At 44.2% G+C, this 23,660-nt stretch carries 8 protein-coding genes and 4 pseudogenes; 11 read left to right on the plus strand and 1 reads right to left on the minus strand.

Translation table 11 applies throughout. The features are described 5' to 3' along the window. The first annotated feature begins 167 nt into the window (after positions 1 to 167). The 7 genes and pseudogenes from Q0418_RS05555 (at position 168) to Q0418_RS05585 (ending at position 6,330) form a co-directional block, all read left to right on the plus strand. A complete protein-coding gene (locus tag Q0418_RS05555) occupies positions 168 to 1,400 on the plus strand; it encodes a 2-hydroxyacyl-CoA dehydratase (protein WP_298483015.1) in 1,233 nt (410 codons plus the stop codon). Between the two features lie 503 nt (positions 1,401 to 1,903). Next, positions 1,904 to 2,722 (plus strand): helix-turn-helix domain-containing protein, encoded by an 819-nt coding sequence (locus tag Q0418_RS05560; RefSeq protein ID WP_298483016.1) that lies wholly within the window; start codon positions 1,904 to 1,906, stop codon positions 2,720 to 2,722. A gap of 119 nt (positions 2,723 to 2,841) precedes the next feature. Then, positions 2,842 to 3,114: pseudogene (locus tag Q0418_RS05565) on the plus strand (dockerin type I repeat-containing protein); the annotation flags it as partial. Positions 3,115 to 3,246: 132 nt separating this feature from the next. Then, positions 3,247 to 3,822: pseudogene (locus tag Q0418_RS05570) on the plus strand (glycoside hydrolase family 16 protein); the annotation flags it as partial. Positions 3,823 to 3,951: 129 nt separating this feature from the next. Then, a pseudogene (locus Q0418_RS05575) lies at positions 3,952 to 4,530 on the plus strand (glycoside hydrolase family 16 protein); the annotation flags it as partial. Between the two features lie 129 nt (positions 4,531 to 4,659). After that, positions 4,660 to 5,238, plus strand: a pseudogene (locus Q0418_RS05580) (glycoside hydrolase family 16 protein); the annotation flags it as partial. A gap of 75 nt (positions 5,239 to 5,313) precedes the next feature. Beyond that, a complete protein-coding gene (locus tag Q0418_RS05585) occupies positions 5,314 to 6,330 on the plus strand; it encodes a glycoside hydrolase family 5 protein (RefSeq protein WP_298483018.1) in 1,017 nt (338 codons plus the stop codon). Between the two features lie 168 nt (positions 6,331 to 6,498). On the opposite strand, the gene Q0418_RS05590 is transcribed toward Q0418_RS05585, so the two are convergent. Next, the gene (locus Q0418_RS05590; protein ID WP_298483020.1) at positions 6,499 to 8,838 is read right to left on the minus strand and encodes a glycoside hydrolase family 9 protein; all 2,340 of its coding nucleotides are present in this window, start codon (positions 8,836 to 8,838) and stop codon (positions 6,499 to 6,501) included. Positions 8,839 to 9,863: 1,025 nt separating this feature from the next. Here Q0418_RS05590 and Q0418_RS05595 point away from each other — a divergent pair. The 4 genes from Q0418_RS05595 to Q0418_RS05610 all read left to right on the plus strand — a co-directional run bounded on the left by Q0418_RS05595 (position 9,864) and on the right by Q0418_RS05610 (position 23,470). Beyond that, positions 9,864 to 10,820 (plus strand): hypothetical protein, encoded by a 957-nt coding sequence (locus tag Q0418_RS05595; protein ID WP_298483022.1) that lies wholly within the window; start codon positions 9,864 to 9,866, stop codon positions 10,818 to 10,820. Positions 10,821 to 10,892: 72 nt separating this feature from the next. Beyond that, positions 10,893 to 11,720, plus strand: a complete 828-nt coding sequence (locus Q0418_RS05600) for a hypothetical protein (RefSeq protein WP_298483024.1) — start codon at positions 10,893 to 10,895, stop codon at positions 11,718 to 11,720. Between the two features lie 26 nt (positions 11,721 to 11,746). Further along, entirely contained in the window at positions 11,747 to 12,802 is a 1,056-nt protein-coding gene (locus Q0418_RS05605; RefSeq protein WP_298483027.1) for a hypothetical protein, read from the plus strand. A gap of 45 nt (positions 12,803 to 12,847) precedes the next feature. After that, on the plus strand, positions 12,848 to 23,470 hold the full coding sequence (locus Q0418_RS05610) for a hypothetical protein (protein WP_298483028.1): 10,623 nt from the start codon (positions 12,848 to 12,850) through the stop codon (positions 23,468 to 23,470). Positions 23,471 to 23,660 lie beyond the last annotated feature (190 nt).

Raw genomic sequence — 23,660 nt, forward strand, 5'->3', positions numbered from 1 at the left:
CCGCTGGATATTTCAAATGGGATGGAACGACACAGGGGTCGTTCCCTACAGAATGGAAACCGTAATACAGACGGAAAACACGGTCGAACAATGTTCGCCCCTACAAAAGCAACCACATAACAATCGACTTCGCCGAACCCGAACGTTCCAAGGAGGTAACCATAAATATGGCATACGCAAAGTTCACACCGGAAATGAAGAAAACGCACACCATCCTTGTGCCGAATATGCTGCCCATTCACTTCCACCTGATCATCAAGATCCTGGAACAGTTCGGCTATCACATGGAACTGCTGGAATCCACTTCCCGCACTGTGGTGGAAGAGGGACTGAAAAATGTCCACAACGACACCTGTTATCCGGCACTTCTGGTAGTGGGACAGTTCATGGAGGCACTGAAAAGCGGCAAATATGACCTGGATCACACGGCGCTCCTGATCACCCAGACCGGCGGCGGATGCCGTGCGTCCAACTATATCCATCTCCTGCGCAAGTGCATGGAGGAGCATTTCCCCCAGGTGCCGGTGCTGTCCCTGAATTTCGCCGGGCTGGAAAAGGGCAGCAGTCTGGAACTGAGCGTGCCCATGTGCATGAAAATGGTGTACGGTGTGCTGTATGCCGATTTGCTCATGACTGTATACAACCAGTGCCGCCCCTATGAGCTGAACGAGGGCGAATCCCAGCAGGTGCTGGACGCATGGCAGGAGAAGCTGCCGAAGCTCTTCGACAGCAGCAAGTATCTCTCGGCGGAAAAGATCTACAACCAGATTCTCACGGATTTTGCAGCCATTCCCCGGAGCAAGAAGCCGAAGATCCGGGTGGGTATTATTGGGGAGATCTATGTGAAATATTCTCCCCTGGCGAACAACCATCTGGAGGAATTCCTCATCTCCGAGGGCTGCGAGCCGGTGGTGCCCACGCTGCTGGAATTTATCCTGTACTGTGCCGCCAACACGGAGACCAACAGCCACCTCTATGACTACAAAAATTTCAAGACCATGGCATTTGGGCTGGGGTACAAATTCCTGCACAGCAAGCAGGTGCAGATGATCCGCTGCGTGGAAAAGCATGGAGAATTCATACCGCCTCACGATTTCGAGGATCTGCGCCGTGCGGCTGACAAGTATATCAGCCAGGGTGTTTCCATGGGTGAGGGCTGGATGATCACGGCGGAAATGGCAGTTCTGGCGGAGACGGGTACGGAAAATATCATCTGCACCCAGCCTTTCGGCTGCCTGCCCAATCACATTGTGGCAAAGGGTATGGCGAGAACCATCAAGAACGCATACCCCAACGCCAATATCGTGGCAATTGACTACGACCCCGGTGCGACTCGTGTGAACCAGGAAAACCGCATCAAGCTGATGCTGGCGAATGCCAAGCTGGAGAGCCATGCATAATATATAGGTCACCTCTAAAAACCCGCTCACCCGTCATCTGCGGCGCATCTTTACGCCATCTTCCCTTTCGAAAAAACTTGAAATACATCGAGTATTCCTGCGTTTTTTCGAAAGGGAATCTGTCGCAAATCTGCACCACATCTGACGGATTCGGGGGTTTTAGAGATGCCCATATAGAAATCAAAGCTGTTGCAGACAGTCGGGAACCGTTTGGGTGGGAGCTGTTTGCGGCAGCTTTTTGTTGTGTAGTAGGCTGTCCCACCGAAAGCGTTACTTTTGGTTTGAAAACCAGAAGCGTAGGGCGGGGGCTTATTCCCGCCGTTCCCGAAGAACCGAAAAGGAACCCTTTGTAGGGGCGAACTGCATTCGCCCGCTGAATAATTCCCAGGCAAACAAATTACCCCATTGCAGAAGAATTCAAAAATTCTCTTGCAAAATAGAAAAAAATATGCTATAATGGTGAAAACATTGGACATATTACTCAAAAGGAAAGGAAAATTGCCATGCCCCAGAATCGGGAACTCCCAGATATGATCAACGACACAGAGGAGAATGAAACCTATCACCTGGACACCCAGAAAGCGTTGTCCAGACATCTCTTTGAAAAGCGGGAAAATGGATGGAAACATGCGCCTTTTGAACGGGAAATGGCGTTTTATGAGAGCGTGCGCTCGGGCAGTCTGGAAACGGTGAAAACCCTGTTCACGCCCCTGGGCGGAGAGGGCTTCGGCAAGCTCAGCGAGGATCCTCTGCGGAATCTGAAATACCATCTGGTGGTGACCATTGCCATGATCACCCGGTTCTGCATCAACGGCGGCATGACGCCGGAAGAGGCGTACAGCTTCAGCGATGTGTACATTCAGCAGACCGACTGTTGCCGGAATCAGGAGGAAATCCACGATGTCCACTACCGGATGACCATTGCATTCACCAAACGTATGCGGCAGATCCGGAACGGGCATATTTATTCCAAAACCGCTGCCCTGATGCTGGATTATATCAGCGACCATCTTCACGAAAAGATACTGGTGCAGGATATTGCCGATTTTGTTTCCTGCACTGTGCCCTATGTTTCCCGTCTGTTTCATGCCGAATTGGGCGTATCCGTCAGTACGTATATTATGCAGAAAAAGATCGAAGCTGCCGCAAATCTGCTTCAGTTTTCGGACTATTCTGCCCTGGAGATCAGCAATTATCTGCAATTCAGCTCCCAGAGCTATTTCATCAAACAGTTCAAAAAATACATTGGCATCACCCCGAAAGAATATCGCAAGCGGTATTATTCTGTGGGCTGGCTCAATGAGAAAATCGAGAAAAAATAGGTTAAGAAACTACTACTTTTGTGCGGATACTGGTATTTTATACAAAATCCTCCTGCTATAATGGGAATAGAAGATACGGAATATCTCATTGATGACAACAAGGAGGAAATATCATGAATATGAAACGAATTGCAGCAGGCATCTCCACTGCTTTCTGCTGTGTCTGCCTTTCGGCAGGGCTGGCTGTGGCTGGTGATGCGGCAGCTGTCAGTGCGGCTGGCTCAGGAAGTACCATTCTCGGGGATGTAAATCTGGATCAGAAAATTGACGGATTTGATCTGGCACTTGCCAGAAGCGGCTGTCAGAGCGGCTTTGGCAGCACAGAAGCCGAGACGGCGGCAGATGTGGATCAGAGCGGTACGGTAGACGGAACCGATCTGAAGCTTTTGCAGGAATATCTCCTGGGAAAGATCACGGAATTCCCTGTTTCCAGCACAGAAATTCCCGATTACGGCACACCCATGAACAGCGCTGCCACAATGGTTGCGGATTTCCGACAGGGCGAGACTCCCCTGTTCTTCGCTTCTGACGGCTGGACCAATGGTTCCTGCTTCGACTGCGGCTGGTACAAGGAAAACGCGGTGATCCACGACGGCGCACTGCACCTGTCCATCGACAAGGACAGCTCCGGCAAGTATAACTACTCCGGCGGTGAATACCGGACAACGGATTTCTACCACTACGGCTACTATGAGACCTCTATGCAGGCAATCAAAAATGACGGTGTGGTTTCTTCGTTCTTCACTTATACAGGTCCGTCCGACAACAACCCCTGGGATGAGATCGACATCGAGATCCTGGGTAAGGATACCACAAAGGTACAGTTCAACTACTATACAAATGGTGTAGGCAATCACGAGTATATGTACGACCTGGGATTTGATGCTTCGGAAGGCTATCACACCTACGGTTTCGACTGGCAGCCGGACTATATTGCATGGTATGTGGACGGCGTGGAAGTATACCGGGCAACTAGCGATCTTCCCACCACACCGGGGAAAATCATGATGAACACCTGGCCGGGAACAGGCGTGGACGGCTGGCTGAAAGCTTATGACGGTACAACACCTCTGACCGCGCGGTATCAGTGGGTGACATACAACGAGAGTTCTGCTTCTACTGGCGGCGATGACAACCCCACAACAGAGATCAAGGACTATGGCACACCCATGAACAGCGCTGCCACAATGGTTGCGGACTTCCGACAGGGCGAAACGCCCCTGTTCTTCGCTTCTGACGGCTGGGGTAATGGTTCCTGCTTCGACTGCGGCTGGTACAAGGAAAACGCAGTGATCCACGACGGTGCACTGCACCTGTCCATCGACAAGGACAGCTCCGGCAAGTACAACTACTCCGGCGGTGAATACCGGACAACGGATTTCTACCACTACGGCTACTATGAGACCTCTATGCAGGCAATCAAAAATGACGGTGTGGTTTCTTCGTTCTTCACTTATACAGGTCCGTCCGACAACAACCCCTGGGATGAGATCGACATCGAGATCCTGGGTAAGGATACCACAAAGGTACAGTTCAACTACTATACAAATGGTGTAGGCAATCACGAGTATATGTACGACCTGGGATTTGATGCTTCGGAAGGCTATCATACCTACGGTTTCGACTGGCAGCCAGACTATATTGCATGGTATGTGGACGGCGTGGAAGTGTATCGTGCAACCAGCAATCTTCCCACCACACCGGGCAAGATCATGATGAACACCTGGCCGGGAACAGGCGTGGATGCGTGGCTGAAGCCATACGATGGTACAACACCTCTGACCGCACGGTATCAGTGGGTGACATACAACGAGAGTTCCACTTCTACTGGCGGCGATGATAACCCCACAACAGAGATCAAGGACTATGGCACACCCATGAACAGTTCTGCCACAGCAGTGGCTGATTTCAGAAAGGGCGAAACACCCCTGTTCTTCGCTTCTGACGGCTGGGGCAATGGTTCCTGCTTCGACTGCGGCTGGTACAAGGAAAACGCAGTGATCCACGACGGTGCACTGCACCTGTCCATCGACAAGGACAGCTCCGGCAAGTACAACTACTCCGGCGGTGAATACCGGACAACGGATTTCTACCACTACGGCTACTATGAGACCTCTATGCAGGCAATCAAAAATGACGGTGTGGTTTCTTCGTTCTTCACCTATACAGGACCGTCCGACAATAACCCCTGGGATGAGATCGACATCGAGATCCTGGGCAAGGACACTACGAAGGTACAGTTCAACTACTACACCAACGGCGTTGGCAACCACGAGTATATGTACGACCTGGGATTTGACGCTTCGGAAGGCTATCACACCTACGGCTTTGAGTGGCAGCCGGACTATATTGCATGGTATGTGGACGGCGTGGAAGTTTACCGGGCTACCAGCAATATTCCCACAACACCGGGCAAGATCATGATGAACACCTGGCCGGGAACAGGCGTGGATGCGTGGCTGAAGCCATACGATGGTACAACACCTCTGACCGCACGGTATCAGTGGGTCACATATAACAATCAGTAATCACAAAGGGGAATCATCAGAGAATCTGGTGATTCTCTTTGTATCAGAAGAGGAGTGAAGCATATGAAAAAATGGAACGGTTATGAAAAAGGAATCAATCTGGGCGGCTGGTTTTCCCAGTGCGAACACACCCGGAATCACTATGAGAATTTTATCACAGAAGAAGATTTCGCCGAGATCGCCGGGTGGGGTATCGACCACGTGCGGATTCCGGTTGACTACAACCTGGTGGAACAGGACAACGGTGAGATCATCGAAGCAGGAATGGCATATATTCAGCGTGCCGTGGATTGGTGCGAAAAATACAGTCTGAATATGGTGCTGGATCTGCATAAGACCTGCGGCTTCTCCTTTGATGCAGGAGAAAACGAAAGCGGATTTTTCACATCAGCTTCGCTCCAGGAACGGTTTTATCGTCTCTGGGAAGCACTGGCGTCCCGCTTCGGGAAGTACCATGACCGCCTGGCATTCGAGTTATTGAACGAGGTAACAGATAAGTGCTATTGTGAGGTTTGGAATACCATTGCAGAGACCTGTATCCGCCGCATCCGAAACATAGCCCCCGACAGTTTCATTCTCATCGGCGGCTATGACAACAACTGTATTGCAGCAATCCCGGATCTGAAGCTGCCCTTTGATGATAAGATCGTGTACAATTTCCACTGTTATGAGCCGTTGATCTTTACCCATCAGGGTGCCTACTGGGTGAAAAATATGCCCCAGGATTTCCGGCTGAAATATCCTGGTACAGTAGAAGAATACGCGGAGAAAATCAAAGCCCTTGCACTGGAGACCGTGGATCTCGTCAGCTGCGCAGACACCCCCACTGTGGGAAGTGAATTTTTCGATGCGTTGTTCTCCAAGGCAGCGGCAATTGCCGAAGAACGGAACGTTCCCCTGTACTGCGGAGAATATGGTGTGATCCAGCTTGCAGATAGGGAGAGTACAATTGCATGGTATCAGGCAATACACCAGTCTTTTGAGAAATACGGCATTGCCCGTGCCGCATGGTGCTACAAATCCCTGGATTTCGGATTATTGAAGGGAAATCTGACAGATGCGCTGATACCGTATTTATGATCTGGTTCACCGGATAGCAAAAACACAGCTGTATTCCTGAGAAAGGAATGCAGCTGTGTTTTTGATTTATATGAGGCAACACCGCACAAAGAGCGCCTGTCAGCTTTGTGCGGTGTTGTCTGAAGATTATGAAGAATGAATGAGGAAATCGATCATGTGGTTTCTGCCTTAGCTTTCCAGCAGAAACTGGCGCAGAATACTCAGATCAAAACCGTTGATACAATTGTCTGTATTCATATCGCCGTTTTTCCAGTTGGTCAGACCGCCTTGTGTAAGAAGGAATTTCTGCATCATGACCAGATCAGCCGCAGAGCATGTATCATCATCATTTACGTCGCCCCGGATATCTTCCGGTTCTGCTGTATCTGTCAGAGAAAGCAGATAAGTCAGAGGTGAATTCCAGTAGATGGTGATCTCATTGGTGGAATAGCTCTCGGAGTGGTCTACATAGCATTTGGCGGAAGGCATATTTATCAGATATGCCTTTGCGGCACTGTCCTCCAGATTGGAGTTGACACCGCCAACCAGCATTCCCTTCATTGCCTGTTTCTTTGCCATGGACGGTCTGTGATGAGGATTCTGGGGAGAGACTGTGCCATATCCGGTGACATAGCACACGCCATTGGGGTTCTTGCCCAACAGATAGTTCAGATTGGATTCTGCTGCGGTATAGTAGGAATCGTCCCCGGTCAGCTGATATGCAGCGCCCAGTATAATGCCCGCATTGGCAACGGTCATATTGCTGCCCCAGTTGAAGCGGGAAACTGCTACGCTATAGGGGCTGTTTATCGTTGCCCTAGCAAGTTGATCTGCCTGGGAAAGGACAGAAGCTTTTGCTTTTGTGTAAACTGTGGAAGTCGTGTCCACGCCCTTCATGGTCAGAATTGCAAGATTGCCGTAATCTCCTACGGTGGACCAGTCCAGACCGGTCTGTACAGCCATGTTTTCCAGGGCGGTGAGATAGGTCTGTTCGCCTGTTGCCCGGTACATCTGTGCAGCTGCCCAGTAACGCTCGTCTCTGTCGGAAGTGTCACCATAATCACCGGTAGTGATGTCTTCAGGATTTTTAAAGATCAGGTTGGGGTTTGCATCCAAAAATGCCCACGCTTTTTCTGCAGCAGTACGGCAAGTCTGTGCGAAGTCACTGTCAATTTCTTTGTAAAATTCATATGCCAATGCCATAGATGCGCAGAAATCGGCAGTGGCTGTCGTGGTGACCGGGGTCACGATCAGTTCTGCGGTTTCTTTTTCCGGCATCACATAGCCGGGGAAGTTGGCACAGGAGACTTTATGATATACGCCGCCGGATTCTGCCTGCATTTTCAGCATCCATTCCAGTTCATAGCGTGTTTCATCCAGAATATCGGGCACACCATTTCCGCTTTCGGGAATCCCGATGGCATCACTGTACAGCTCTGGATTGGCTTCGTATGCATAGAGCAGATCGGCAATGGATTTTGCAGCTGGTACAATATATCTGCCATAATCTCCGGCATCGTGCCAGCCGCCGCTGACATCAATGGTCTCGTTTGTGCCATAGACAGTTGCCATGCTTGTATGGCAGGCAGTGTGACCGAAATTGTCATCCACGATCTCTGTGCCGCATCTCTGGAGATAAAGCATTCTGACAGAATCGTCCAGCAATGCGCCATACACATTTTCGCCAATTTCAAAGGCATAGGAATCGTCCAGACCGCCGCAGGTGATATAGTAGGAACCTGGTTCTGTCACTGCGGAAAAATCGCCGAAAAAGTCGGTCTCGCCGGCACTGGCATTCTGTGTTTCACCATAGAGTTCTCCAGTATAGACGATTTCTTCTGTATCTGCATTGACAACGGAAAAAGCGGTCTCTGTTGTCACATCCCGGAACACAGCGACTTTTTCGCTGGCTGGCTTGTATCCCACCTGGTTTACAACAATATCCGGTTCATAGGGGAGAATTTCGGAATAATCCACGTTGCTGTCGTCTACAAGCTCCAGCACCACATTGTCCAGATAAATGGTGTGCTCCGGAAGCTCCTCTCCCTGGTCACCGCAGTTGAACACCAGTTTTGCCATAATATCCGTATCTGCTTTCATGGTGAAGGTGTAATCCACAGTCTGCGGTTCCGCAGTCAGATCCAGTCCTTTCCAGGTATACGCCTGGTAGGTGCCGCCGTTCTGCTGAATCATGCATTCTACAAAGCGGTCTGTGGTGGAGGAGATTTCATAGCTCAGCCGGTATACGCCGTTCTGATACAGGGGAACAATATCGTAGTACATCTGTACGGCATAATTCAGTGTTCCCACGCTGCTGATGTTCAGGGCAAGTCTGCCGCTGTCTGTAGAAAGAGACGCTTTTCCGCCGCTTTCCTTATAGATGCCCCAGCCGGATGTGCCGCTGTCAAAGGTGGAGTTGCTGATCATATTGGAGGCTGCATCCGCTGTTATGGGCAGGGCAGTCACAGCGGCTGACAGAACCATACAGGAAGTGAGTATGGCGAGAGCTTTTTTCAGATAATATTTCATGGCATTTTCCTTTCATAACAAAAACTGCGTTTCTGCAATTGATGATGCAATGCCCGATCTGGTCGGCGATACCGCATTTATGTGAATTGGAACGAGATTTCATTTTGGATGTAATTGGCGGTGTCGCCGGATCGGAATATTCTGGTACAATTGAGGCAACAACGCACAAAAAACGCTTGGCGGCTTTGTGCGGTATTGCCTTGACCTTTGGATAAGATGTCAGGAAACAGTTGGAACAATTCTGTCTCCTGGCTGATCCGGGTCATATGACCGTACAATTCTATTCCGGAAAGGAGATGCCCCATTTCGCCGGAACAGTCAGCACAGCTATGCTGATTCTGATTTCATTATAGCATGCCATGCCTTGAAAAAATATCATAATTCGCATAAAAGTGGTAGTTTGTTAACCTGCATTTTCTGCGGCTTATGCGGCGACTGAAAGTTATACCTATGGCAACACCGCACAAAGACCGTCTGATGGCTTTGCGCGGTGTTGCCTTAAGTTCTTTTCAAAGCTGGACTTCCAGGCAATTTTCATGTTCTGAAATAGTTCTCTGAAATCACAGTCTCTGCTGTAATACGCTGTTATAGACTTTTCGAAGTGTCTTTCCCATCCCGGAAATGCCCAAACCACGAAAAAAGGCTGAATGACGTGACTTTTTCGTAATTCAGCCTTATACATCTGGTCGAGGTGACAAGATTCGAATATGTGGAATTTGGGTTGGATTTGACGTGATTTGGGCGGTTTTTGTTTTTGGTTGCCGGTGGGTGGATCATGCCATGGATTCCGTAAAAAATACCAATGGTTGTTGACATTTGGACAGTTTTCTGGTATAGTATATTATGTATAAGTGTAAGTACTTGTGACTTGTTGTCTGTATCGTCAGATATTTTTTGTAGATAATACAAAATTCTTTTGGGCTAATATTTATGCAAATACCAAAAACTGATAAAAGCAGCACAGCACAACTTGAAAATTGTAGTTATATGTGCTATAATATAATTTTATAAAGGATGTCGGGCAGATGAAAAAACTGAAAAAAAATAACTTTGGTACTGCCGCCTCGGAGGACTTAGAACAGAAAAAAAAAGCAAGAAATGCTTCGATAATTAAATTGTCAGTTATGCTTGCCTTAACAGTTATTATGCTTATATTTAGTTCCACTGCGTGGTTTACCATGAATAGAGAGGTAGAAGAAACCGGAACGTCTTTTCAAGCAGACGGCGTTCCATTTACGATTGAATTTCCTGGAAGTGATGAGGGAAAATGGATTGATCAATACCGCACGTTATCCTCTCAGTCAGGAATATGGCTGGTGGCAGAGAATCATAATTTTGATAACGGCTCAAATACAACAGAGGATAAACTAGGATTAGAGCCGGGAGACAGTGGAATTCTGGAGTTTCGTGTGAAACCGAATGACAATTATGATAGTATTCAGGTTGATATATGTTTCACCATACGGGCAATAGAAAAGCCTTCCCAGCAGAACGATACGGAAGGAACTGAAGAACTGCCGCTCGTTGAAATAACAGAAACCAGTCCTGAGTTAATGAAAATGCTTGCTTCACATATCATGCTGTTCACTGATATAGATGAAAATGGTAAATATACAGGACTGATCGAAAATGATGCAGAATTAAAACGTTATCTTAAAAATCAAACCTACAACAAAGATGATACAACGTACACCCAACTCTATTGGAAGTGGCCTTTGCATCTGAGTGATATTATTAGCAATCAGGAAAATGAATTGATATATGACAAGGCGGAACGAACAGAAGTCATTAACTATATTGTGGCAAATAAATCTGGTTTTTTTAAGGATATTACAAAAGAAGATGAAGAACTGATGAGTGATCTGACAAACGTAGAGCATTATGGCAGCTACAGTATTATGTTTGATAAAGCAGATCTGGAGATCGGAAGAAACGTACAGTACGTCATTATGGGATTATCTGTAACGTTATCTGATTCATAATTTAAGGCATACCGTGCAAAGCTGACAGTCGCTCTTTGTGCGGTGTTGTCTTAAGAGAGGAGGGTGAAAATAGTGAATGCTAAAATGCAAAAAAAGGTAGAATGGTATAGAACCTTATCTACTGTGAAAAAAATCCAGTTTGTGACAGCAGCGCTGTTTTCACTTGCTTCTATTGCAGCACTTTCGGTGTTCGCATGGTTTTCTTTTCAGAATAAAGTGGAAACTATGAGTTATGTCAATGATCCGCCAACACTTAGCCTTGCTTCGGGTCATAATGATTCTGTGCAATGCTTTGAATTAAAAAATATTGATGTAAAAAGAGAAACTGATGGTGAATATTATCAGGATTATGTCTTTTCAATCGAAACAGGGAAAGCAGCAGAATACGATATCCAACTTGCACATACAACAAATATTCCGTTTGTCTACGAGCTATACAGAGCCAAAGAGGACGAAAATGGAATAGTTGAGTACAACGTTCAAGAGGGTGATGATGCAGGAAAAATAATCAGATATTCCATATTAAGCGGCACTTTCAATGATGAAGCAATAACTATCAGTCAGGATATTCAGCTTGAAAACATCAATCCTCAGGACGTGAATGCACAGCGAGAGATCGGAAGCGAGTCTGTTTTAAAGAGCACCTATGGCAGAGAAAATTACACAGATGGGGATACTTATAATCAATTTGTAGAACCGCTTTACTCCGTTGCAAGACATATCCAGACAAACGATAAAACGATTGATGCATCCGACAGCAGAGACTATTTTATACTGCGTGTTAGCTGGGTGGTCAACAACAATGCACAGGGAAATGAATATTGGAATTATGCGTTCAACGATAAGGAAACAGATATACTTTATATTACTGTAAAGGAAAGCCGTGACAGCAGTACATAAAGGACACAGGGAAAGGCTATGAAGAAATGAAGATTTTAAAACGAATCAGAAAGCACTGGATTACATACTGGATGATCTCGGCATTCCTGCTTTTTTTCCTTGTCGGTGCATATGGCGTTTATAGTGCGTATATGGGTAATTCAGAATTGAAGCGTATGGTATCTACGAAAAGTGTCACGGATATTGTGTTCTCATCAAATGTCATGAAAGCACCGCCTGCGGCAAAAAATCTTCATGCGAATGATACATCGCGTGAGTACGAGTATCCTGTAACGGTGTGTAATTTTGAACAGATGTCTCCGGCAAATTATGCCAAGGAGCAAATTATGTACAATTTGACAGCGGAACTTGTCAGGTATAACGGAACATCCTATATGCCAGTGACAGAAGAGCTCCTTAGAGAAGATGGAGTAACCAAAAAGGTTTTCCAGATCAAAAAAACCGGAGACGACAACGCTTCTGTAAGCGAAACAATATATGATCTGAACAGCAGTACAGATGAATTTAAAGTTATATATACTAACGAAATATTACCCGGTACGTCATCGATGACGGATACATTTACTCTGGTATTTGACAGAGAAGAATTGAATCAGGAAAACTCAGAATATTTTATTCAGATCACAGCAACACCTGCTGAAAATACAGCAATCAGCGGTACAGTCAGAGAGATTCGGGCATGGATAAGTGCTTCTAAGGGAAAGGATTACGGAGCCGGCTGGACAGGTTCACTAATCGAAACGGATCATGAAGATTACGATGCCTATAATATGCAGGTATATGGTTCAGGTACTGGTACAATTGAAATTCGTTGGAATAGTTCTTATTTTACCATCAGCGATATATTCCTTATGGATGATTCTAATAAATTTGAAGATGATAATGGCAACGAGCTCACGGGAGATGCTGCCATTCTGGATGATTCTGTTCAAGGATGGAAAAAGGTGATACTCAGGGTGAATTCCTATGAGCAGAACAAATATGATATTCAGTTCTTCAAAGTGCAAGAGCATACGTATACAGAGGATGATCCTGTTTCAAATTATATTGATGCAGGTGGATACAAGGAAACGGCGCAGTAATCAGCTGAGGTGATTATTACAGATGCTTTATAAGCAGGTGATACTATGAAATTGCAAACAAGCCATAAGAAAAAATGGATCAAACGAGTTGTCAGCTTTACGACGGCTCTGGTATTGATTCCATCATGCACCTCTATGTATGATATGGCAGATTATTTTGATTTCAGCGATATTATGCTCTCTGCAAACGCAGAGGCAGTATACGATACTTCTAAGTTCAGCAATATGGAAGCACTTAGCTTGGGATTGAAAGATTTTGCTGAATATTCAAGGTGCTATGCAAACGATCCTGATTTTGCGGCTGCTCACCAGGAGGATGAAGTCAAACTGAATCCGGCAGGTTACTGGAAGCTGGAAAGCAGCGGAGATGATGCATATGTGCCGCTTGGCACAGAAGCTTCCCCTTTTAAAGGAACAATCAGAGTGAATGCACTTGAAGAAAGTCAAAGTTTTCTGCTTCTGATGGATTCACCATTGTTTGATATTGTCTATGATTCAGTCAATATCTATAAAGGAGAGACTACAGCACCTGTTCCCTTGGAATTTATTAAGATCGAAAGCAATGAGAAACCATTGATGGCAAATGAGGTGCGATATGCCGAAACACAGGAAAATTCTACATTATGGAAAGTGAATCTTAGTGATCAGACAAGAGAGGAAACGATCAACGGCAGTAAAATCACATACGGAAACTTTCATACCTACGGCGGCGTAATTGGTAAAATGAATGAGAACGCTGTGCTTAATCTTGAATTTACGGATAAATCCACAGCTGAGCAAGGCGCAACAGTCAAAAGAAGCACCGCACAGGGTATCCTTTGCGGAGAGATGACGAACGGCGCATCCCTGACCGCAACCTATATCAACTCAACTGGCAGAGCAATCAAAGTCGGAGAAGATGTGAATGCTTCCACAGGCGGCCTTGTCGGTTCTATGGCCGGTGCTGCTTTCACGCTGAATCCGGGAAGTTCTGCTCTGAATTTTGCTGTCAATACAGGAGACAAAGGCAATGGACTAATTGCAGGTTCTGCGGGGGCAAGTTCTGTCATCAATTTGCCGAATGAATTGATTGTATCGGGTTCAGTCACCAGCAGTGGTAAGTGTGCCGGAGGATTGGTGGGTTCTCTGAATAGTTCCGATATTATAATCGGGGAAACAGGTACTGGCAGTGTTACCTTGAACGGCGTGACAGTTTCCGGTACAGATAAAGTCGGAGGAGTTATCGGCTATTATGCCCCATCAACAAATAATGACAATACGCTGAACAATATCACCTACAACTTGACCAACTGCACAATCAGCGGAAATAATCCCGGCGGCATTGTGGGTGAGTATGACTCTGTCGGAGGTGAAACATTTGATGTCAGCAAATTTGTCTTTTCTGGAACAAAGTTTAATAAGGGCAGTGCTGGCGGTGTATTCGGCGTTTACAATGCAAATGGTGATACGACCATCACAGGAGAATTTAGTGCGCCGGAAAGCTCTGTGGAATACGGCGGTGTAATTGGAAAGTATACAAGCAATGGACTTGCAAATTCTTTAATACTGAAGGGCTTAACTGTAGATAGTGTAAATCAGACCACAGACAAAAAGAAGCTCGGCGGCGTCATTCTGAATGTCACAGATGAAAGCTATATCAAAGTAGATGGTGTAACCGTTGACGTGACAGGCGGCGCAGAAAAATGTGACACATCTAACCCATTCGGCGGAATTGTTTCTACTATCGGTTCATCTACTACTTCAGGCAGTTTTCTGGACGTTGCAGGTGATTTTACGCTGACAACCAGTGCCGCATATAATGGTGGTGCGATTGCAGGCAGCTTTAAAAATGGTGTTTTACGTCTTGCAGGAACGACAGATATCAGTGGCGCACAGACAGCGAATGGCTATGGACAGCTGATTTACGAAAACGACAATACCCTTGTTTATGCCAAGGGTTCGGGCAGTGATGCGAATTGGACATTCAAGCGAAATGCGGATACGACTGCTTCGGACTTAGGACAGTGGGGCGAGGTCGTGCGCCTTTTTGGTACATCCAATGCGGAAGATGCTGGAATTGTAACAGTCAATGAAACAGATCATACTGTTACCATTGCGGAAGCAGATACTTCAATTTCTGATACGGCATCCTTTGCAAAGGTTGCGCTGAATATGCAGCTGAATGACGGTGAGAATCATGGAGCTCTCTGCTTTGCAGACATCACAGATTCGAAAAAGCAAACTCTTCTTTCTGGTATAATCAATGTTGAAAATAAGATTGAGTTAACAGGAACAGGTCTTCTTGGGCTTATGCGTGACGGTGGCAATGGAAAATATCTTAAGCATGACAATAATACTTTTGAGAATTCTCCGGATTTTTTCAGCGGTAAAATCAAAGGCAGTAATAACGCTGAAATTGTACTCAATGTAGGTGAGTCTTATGGTGTTGATTCTGCTGATAGTGAAACAGTTTCTGCAACTGGCGGACATATTTATCTTTCAAAAAACTACGGACATGATGCTCAGGGATTGATTTCCTTTGGAAAAGGTGCGACCATTGAAGATCTTACAATAAGTGGATCAATGTCAGTAGAGAAAACAAGTGATACAACTTATAATCATCTGTATATGGCAGCAGCAATGGGCGTAATGACTAATGGTGCATCACTTAATAATGTAAATATTACTACTGAAATAACTTCTAATAAAGACGTTAACTCAAAATACTATATCGGCGGCGTATCGGGTGTTTTTGACGGAAAAGATACCTCGGAATATTCACTTTCAATAATAGACAGTCAGATCAAGCCTAATATTACTCTGACAGGAGATGTTGCCTCATATCATGATTTTAACAATAAAAATATATATGCAGGCGGTGTTCTTGGACTGCTTAAGGGTGCTGAAACAACAAAATACAATGTGACAATAAAAGGCACTGAAATCTCACCAATTATTAAGCTGGGAGATGATGTTGGTAATGTAACCGATTCCTTTATCGGCGGTATGATCGGATATGTGCGAAAGAACACAACAAATGAGCGTGAGATTTCTTTAAATACCGTAACTATGAATGGTGCTGTCGTCGAGCAGATATGCCAGTATTCCGGCGGTTTGTTAGGCGCATTCTGGGACAGAACACAAGTTACTATAGATGGACTTACAATTACCGGTTCAAAAGTTGAAAATAAACGAACCAGTGATAATAATAATCTAAGTGGTTTGGTATATCGTGCAACGGGTAAATGGGATATTAATGAATTAAACATTTCAAATACTGATTTTTCTGCAACAAACAACGCACATATTAACTTTGGTTTGATTGTCAATGAAGCCTATAATGGTAATGACGGTCTGTATCTCAATCTGAAAAACAGCGGCTATTCACTGACAGATGTTACTATTCCCACTTTGACAAAAGACGGCTATTATGCCGATGAGATCGCAGCAAAAACGGCAAGCAGCGAGGGCAATGTCGTTTCCGGCGGCAACGGTACTGGTATCATCAATATCAATATGAATACCGCAGACGGCTCAGATACGAAAATCACGGATACTGGTACATACCAGAATCGGGTAATCAAAGATAAACTGATTGCCAACCAGAACGCAAGATATTACTACAATCTTGATGTAATAAAGGCAAAGGAAACTCCGACAGACGGTGAGAAATTCCTCATGTGGAGTATATATAACAACTATGCTTCAAGTAATATTCAGAATTATGGTGTGTTAACAAATGTCACGAATAATGATGTTACATCATTAAAAGATATAGACCTGACGGGATTATCATATTATCCTGTGAATGCAGGCAGTGTAACTTTCGGTACTGCAGAAATTAAACTTGGATTCAATGAAATTAAATCATGGGAATCTGATAATACTAATAATACAGACAACTGGGCAAGATATCCTGATACTACCGGTGACATGAATAAAACAATTGATACTGAACGACGCAACCAACATTACCTCATGCACAACGGACTATTTAATAATGTAACCGGAACATTAAAAGCTAATGGCAGAGTTACATTTTCAGGAGATTTTGGCGGAGTAGGCAATGCTGGAATGCTTGTAGGCAATGAACTGACAGGAAACATTGATCTTACGAAGGGCGTAACTCTCAAAGAAGTTAAGCCGTCTGTTCCAGACTCACCAATGCTTGTAAATTACATAAATGGTACTGCCGCTGACATAAGTCCTCAGTTTCTGCTAAGCGGTCTTCGTCTGGAGGGTTATTCTGCTGAAAATACAAGTACTGTTGCATCTGCATTGATAAATAAAGCTGAAGGTACAAACATGAAGCTTATTTTTTCAGATATTAAGCTTGATGCACGTAACGGCGATACTATTTCAGACTTAAACTGGACAGATGCTGCTGCACAAGCTATGAATGAAGCCTATGGCACATCACGCTCAATTTTCAGTAAAGCAACGCTCTTTAAATCACTCAAATCAAATAGTACAGATACAATAGAATATTATTACACCTGGGACGAGGACTGGGGCAAGGATGAAGGAGAAACTGCTCCTCGAAGAAATGTCACCTATGGTAAAGAGGTTAATTTTAATCCTTATACTGGCTTCTACAAGGATGAAGATGAACAAGAAAAGAGCGGTGAACGCCGCTATTCTGGCACAAAGCGAACCTTTACCAATCCGACAGACGGCTCTGATACAGAGTTTGATTTTGGCAACGGATTTCTTCCTTATGTAAGCATCAATAATATAGATGCAACCTATAACATTTCGGAAGTAAAGGTCAACTTCGTCAGCAGTGGTCTGACTGAGGGCTGCGGAACTTATAATGACCCGTATATCATCACCTCCGCAAAGCAGCTGACAAAGGTAGCATACTATATCAACAGCGTAAACGCTGTGTTGGATACCATTCGCCTGCCCAATCAGCTGAATGCAACCTGGCATGATGCTGAAAACGGAGATTCGATCTATAAAAAGAATGATTCAACCAGCAGTTATGATTCGGAAGATGGAGAAACAAATGGAATTACAACATGGACTTATTCAGCAGCACGTGAATATCTTGCCGGAGCATACTATGTCATTGCGGATGATATGACACTTGGAAGTGATTTCCCGGGTATTGGCAAAGGTGGCGCCAGTGAAAACGGCAAGACCGTGTTCCATGGTGTGATTGTAGGTGAAAAGAAGAGTGATGGCACTTACCCAACTATCACGAATTATTCTGTGAATTCGTTTATCTACATCAGCAATGGTTCTGTTGTCAAAAATCTGAATTTTATTGTGGATAGTAAAACAGGAACCGAAAGCCCAATTACGATTAATCAGAGTTCTAACCAAGGTAATGCTCTGTACGGCTACATGGGAACTACGGCATCAGAAGCAAGATATTACGGCGGTGTGTTCGGCGAGATTATGGGCGGCGATAATATCATTGATAATGTAAGCGTGACATTTACCGATAACAGACCTATACTTTTAAGAGATGGTCAGCGTCACCTGATTGCCCTGGGCGGATTTGCAGGTGCCATTGTCAATGGCGGACTAATATTCCGTGGTAAAAACAGTGTTACAGGATTAAAAGTATATTCTCGTAGTAATGCTACTCAAACAACGATTAGTGAAAATGAAAAAGTTCTGGATATTGAGTCTGGTCTTGGCAAAGATGTTTATAAGCAACTCTACGTCAACCCCTACGTTGGCAGAGTCATCAACGGTTATGCAGTAAATGAGGGCAGCTCCGTTCTCAATAACACTGATAAGCACTATACCATTGACAAGATAACACCACCAAACGAAGAAGATAAGCTTGATGTGGATTATGATAATAGCAAAATCGACATACCAAATGCACAGGCATTGTTTGTAATGTCACTTATTACCCAGTCTACAGCAGGCACCGCTGTTTCTCAAGACGGTGACTACGGCGTTTCTCAGTCATATGGAATTAATACCAAGGTGTTCTGCGGTTCTAACCATCTGGGTGATTATTCCCAGGTGGGGCTGAAGAATGAGGCTAATGCCATATATACTGACAAAGCTGACCTCTCCGATTATAGCAGCAACGCTTTCAAAGACGTTGCCGTTGCACTTGATGAAACGAGAAAGACGGCTGTTCCCTATATCATCTATGCCTATACCAAGGCGGATTCTGATGGTAATTATCCGGCGAGGACGATTACGACAACTGGTTATGCGAAAAGCGGTGCAAGTGTTGCTACGATTCAGTCAGAAAATAAATTCTGGGACATCACTTTGAAAGAAAATGGTGATTTTAAAGACTTTGGCAAATATACCAGTTTTAGAGGCATTGGCAGTGTCGGCTTGAGAAGTAAAGGAGTAAAGGATAATAACAAGGGCGACAGAGATAAGTATAATAAATATAATATGAAAGTGAATTCTTTTGATGGAAACGGCAATACAATTTGTCTGTCTATTAAAATGACACGGTATCAGAGAGAGCACGAAAACTATTTTTATAAATTAAATATCAGTGAAAATACAAAATTTACCGCCAAATGGCCAAGTAGCTATGGAATAGACACTTATACAGAGTCTTTGTTAGGTCTTGGGCTTTTTGATATGACCTGGACGAAGGATGAAAATAGTTATTACAAAAACTTTACTTTGACAGGGTATGTTAAAGATGTTTGCTATAAAAGTGACGGCACAGGAGTAACTGGAACAAATGCTCAGACCCAGTTATATGCTGTTGGCGGCGTTGTCGGACAGGGATATTACGGATTTTATCAAAATTTTGATAATATTTATTTTGATGGCCTGGAAATTGATGGAAGCTATGCTTGCGGCGGACTGATTGGAATGAATAGTGATATCTCTGGAAAGGATATGAGGATTCAGAAGTGCAATTCCGTTGGTCAGGGCATCTCCGTAACAGGTGGATACTTTGGAATAGATGACAATCCAAGAATTGGAATCGGTAGCCTGGTTGGGATGTCAATCGGAACAACCGTTCATATTGACGGTGCTGACCCAGAACATAATATTGAAAAATCTGATATGTATATTTCCAAAGTATCAACTTATTATACCGGAGAAGACAACAGATGTGTGGTTGGAGGTCTGATAGGCTATACCGGACAGGGTGCAGAAATTAAAAACGTGAATATTGTTGCCATGAACGATGGTTCAGTGATTGGTGCGGACAATGTAGCGATTGTTGGTGGAATTCTTGGATTTACACAGAGACATGACACTCGTGACAGTAGCCTTGTTTTTGAAAACTGTTCAATCACAAATATCAGTGTAAAAGCAAGGCGATGTGCAGGCGGTCTTTTTGGAAGAAGCTGGTATAACGACTGGGGGCCGACGAGCCTTGAGGTCACGAACTGCTCTGTGATCGGAAACGGAACTACCTCAGTGATCTCAGCAAATGGAACCACCATAAATGATGCTTATGATATTGTTGGAGGACTGCTGGGACAGGTAAATACAAAGAATGGAAATCAGACGATAGATGGGTGTACCGTAAGCGGATATACCATTAAAGGATGCAATGTCGGAGGTCTGATAGGTCATGTACGATATCAGGGCAGTGGTGATGGTACTAATGGAAGTGGTACTGTACCTTGCATTATTCGTAATACAGTTGTTTCTGATTGCAACATTCAGGGTAAAAATTATTATGGCGGTTTAGTAGGAGAAAACAGAATATATATCTCAGGATATAACATCAGCACCAATAATGTTATTTTTAAGGATTGGGAGGGAAATGGCAAAACAGACAAAGCCGGTGCATTTGTTGGAAAAAATTTTAACACTTCTCGTCAAGTAAATCTGGTTGCAGTTGCAAAATATGCAGACAGAGATAAAATTAGTAAAGTTCCCACAAGTGATATTAAAACAAATCCTGGAAGTCCGTTTATCGTCTATGCCGACTACACAGCACAAAGCCTAATCAGCAGCAAAAACACTGAAAATATTTCTTCGTTTGGCAATGATAACAACATCGATGATCAGAAGAAAGCACCTTATCTGACCATAAATCCGTCAAGCGCAATGGGTAATGGTGCGTATATCTCTGGTGATGGTGCATATCAGCTTTCAGAAAGTCTTGCAGGATATGAAGATTACACATCAGGGAAATCCGCAGCAGCAAGAATCTATGCAGATTATGCGGCGGAAACCAAACCAAACCGGGCATATGCAGTGTCAATGACGAGTCCGATCAGTAATATTACTGATCCTGTCAGCTTAGAGACCTTCTTTCAACAGAATGCAGCTTCCGGCGAATTCAAGGTTTCTACATGGAATACCGAAATGGGAGCAAGAGAAGGTGTGGATGATTTCACGCTCCTTGTGATCAATGATGCCAATGATCCTGAAAACACAACGAATCTCATTGATAACTACATACGTCTGATGACCAACACAGATACCCACTATATGGCGGATAGTTCAGGAAAATATAATGTCGAAGTGACACCGTGCAGATATAATTCCGAAACGCATCAGTTTGAGCTGCATAGTGAAATCGACTCAGGTCTGACCCAAGTCGGAAAAGCGAATGCACTTAACAGCACAGATGGAAAATTTTATCAAAACGGTTACTATCAAATGAATCTGGAAAATGCCGACTCGAAGTATGATGACCAGTTTACGCTGATCGATGTGCAGTATTACGACCCGACAAATACGAATAAAATTGCCTACCATCTATATGTTCCTGTTCTGACAAAGAAAACCGTGAATATTGAATTTATGGCAGCAAGTATCTCCGGTTCTGACTACAAAGCAATGGATTACATCAATAAGATCGAAAGTGAAATCAATGCCGGAAAAAATGCAAATGATCCGACGATTTTGGTAGACAGTATGGACGTCTGGACAACAACCTATATCCGATTCAAATATCCTGTTGATCAGGTGAATGAACTGCTGAGATTAGGATCTGATCTGAAATGGAATCATGACAAACAGGTCAGCATCGTCTGGACAAGAGAGAATAATATTCCGGATGATACAAAGATGGTACTCATCGACCCCAATCAGAATAAGGATAAGGCGTACTATTCGACAGCCGGTCATTTCTCGCTTGTTAATATGACAAGAGTGGTGGATTTTTCAGAGTTTACGGAACGTTCAAACGGCACCGGTGCACAATTCCATGAACAGACTTTACACGAACTTCTTTATGACAAGGTAACCGTGCAGACCAATTCTGACAATAAGGGCGCCTATAATGAAGTTACAAGTAAAACAGCAACTTCGCTGACATTTCATATTAACGGCACAGAGCGGTATTTTGAGTTTGCCGGCAGCAGCGGCAGTATAGATCTGGTTGTGGAGGAGCCATTGTGCGAAGATTACTATCTTAGTCTGTATGTTCCAAAAACCTCTGGTCAGGCAGATGTGGTACAAATCCAACCCTCTGGTATGCTTGGAACCGTCAGCGAAAACGGAACTGAGGCATCCGGTAATGTGATTCGTGCAACTGTTACCAGTAAGCTGAATGCGGCGCTGATTATCGGTGATTTCTATGAGCATAACGTCACAAGCTTCAGCGTGACTTCAAATCAGAATAGCAACATCATCACAGAGGCGAATAAAACTCTGACGGCTACCACAGTTGCAAGCATAAATCTGATTGATAACGATGCCCATACACAAGCACCTTATTTTGCAACAACGCTCAGTGACAGTTCAATCAATCTGTATCATTCCTTCAATTTGCAAATGATATGTCATAATACACTGACAACACAAACAGATATCATTAAAGGAATTGAGAAAAATAACATTACAGCCACCTATTCTATTAACAACGGTGCGGAACAGTCAATCAGCGGCGATGATATCATACGAGAAACCAGCTATATCCAATGCACAACCGGAGATATCAAAGCAGCCTTGATTAATAAAAACAATAACTATACAGTGACTATCACTGGTACAGCTATTATGGAATTTTCCAATTTTAGTGATGAATTCCCATCTAACCCCAGTGATATCGACGGTATCGGTGTACAAGGAGCGGTGCGTTCTAATATTGCTTATCAGCAGAATAATCTGCCGTATTCTAAAATGTATGCGAAGTACGATCCAGTCAGACCATTCTTCTACACCAAGGATGATAATAGCGCACAGTTCTCATTTGATGTACTTGATGAGCTTGATGAAGAGGATATCGGTACAAACACAAAGAATAACAGCAGACTGGGTGTCAATGATTACTTCACATACAATAATGTGATACATGGCAAGTCCGTTTATAATGCAATTGATATCAAGGACTACACGAACTCAACGTCGATCGAGTATACATTGGAGCTGTTCCGAAAAACGACCACAAACGGTGAGACGGAATATAAACAGGTCAACATTTCTGACTATATTATAGATGTAAAACTGCTGGATTCCGATATTCCCTCTGAAGAAAACAATCTCACTGAACGTGTGGAAGAAGTGACATGGACGGATGCAGACGGAAATGATGTCTCTGTCAATCGGTATGTATATACAAGAGATCTTGATCTTGATGGTATTGACAAGGATGCAGTCTTTTTTACAGACTTCACCTGCAATGTTCTGAAAGATGAAGCCTTTACAAAGAAGGAATATGCAAACTATAAGATACAATTAACAGTTCATCTGAATGGCTCATCCAATAATGAGAGAACTTCTTATATCATTTACACGAATGCCAAAATTGATCCTTCTATGATTGAAGAGGTATCTTAAAACGAATAGGCTTGATGAGGTTTTAACCCTCATCAAGCCTATTTTATTATGGACACCTTTAAAAAACTATGACGTTCGTCAAAATGCCCAATGAACACCGTCTTCGTCGTTGCAAAACCTTGCCAGACACAAAGTATGCCTGCGGTTTTGCGCCTAGAATCCGGCGTCCCTTGTGCACTTTGCCGAATCG

It is taken from the genome of uncultured Ruminococcus sp. (assembly GCF_937915125.1).
Classification (GTDB): Bacteria; Bacillota; Clostridia; order Oscillospirales; family Ruminococcaceae; genus Ruminococcus_C.

Bases quoted from the DNA above. Each gene is read 5' to 3' on its own strand.
- Q0418_RS05585 (WP_298483018.1), top strand. From the start codon at position 5,314: ATGAAAAAATGGAACGGTTATGAAAAAGGAATCAATCTGGGCGGCTGG.
- Q0418_RS05555 (WP_298483015.1), top strand. From the start codon at position 168: ATGGCATACGCAAAGTTCACACCGGAAATGAAGAAAACGCACACCATC.
- Q0418_RS05610 (WP_298483028.1), top strand. From the start codon at position 12,848: ATGAAATTGCAAACAAGCCATAAGAAAAAATGGATCAAACGAGTTGTC.
- Q0418_RS05560 (WP_298483016.1), top strand. From the start codon at position 1,904: ATGCCCCAGAATCGGGAACTCCCAGATATGATCAACGACACAGAGGAG.
- Q0418_RS05605 (WP_298483027.1), top strand. From the start codon at position 11,747: ATGAAGATTTTAAAACGAATCAGAAAGCACTGGATTACATACTGGATG.
- Q0418_RS05590 (WP_298483020.1), bottom strand. From the start codon at position 8,838: ATGAAATATTATCTGAAAAAAGCTCTCGCCATACTCACTTCCTGTATG.
- Q0418_RS05595 (WP_298483022.1), top strand. From the start codon at position 9,864: ATGAAAAAACTGAAAAAAAATAACTTTGGTACTGCCGCCTCGGAGGAC.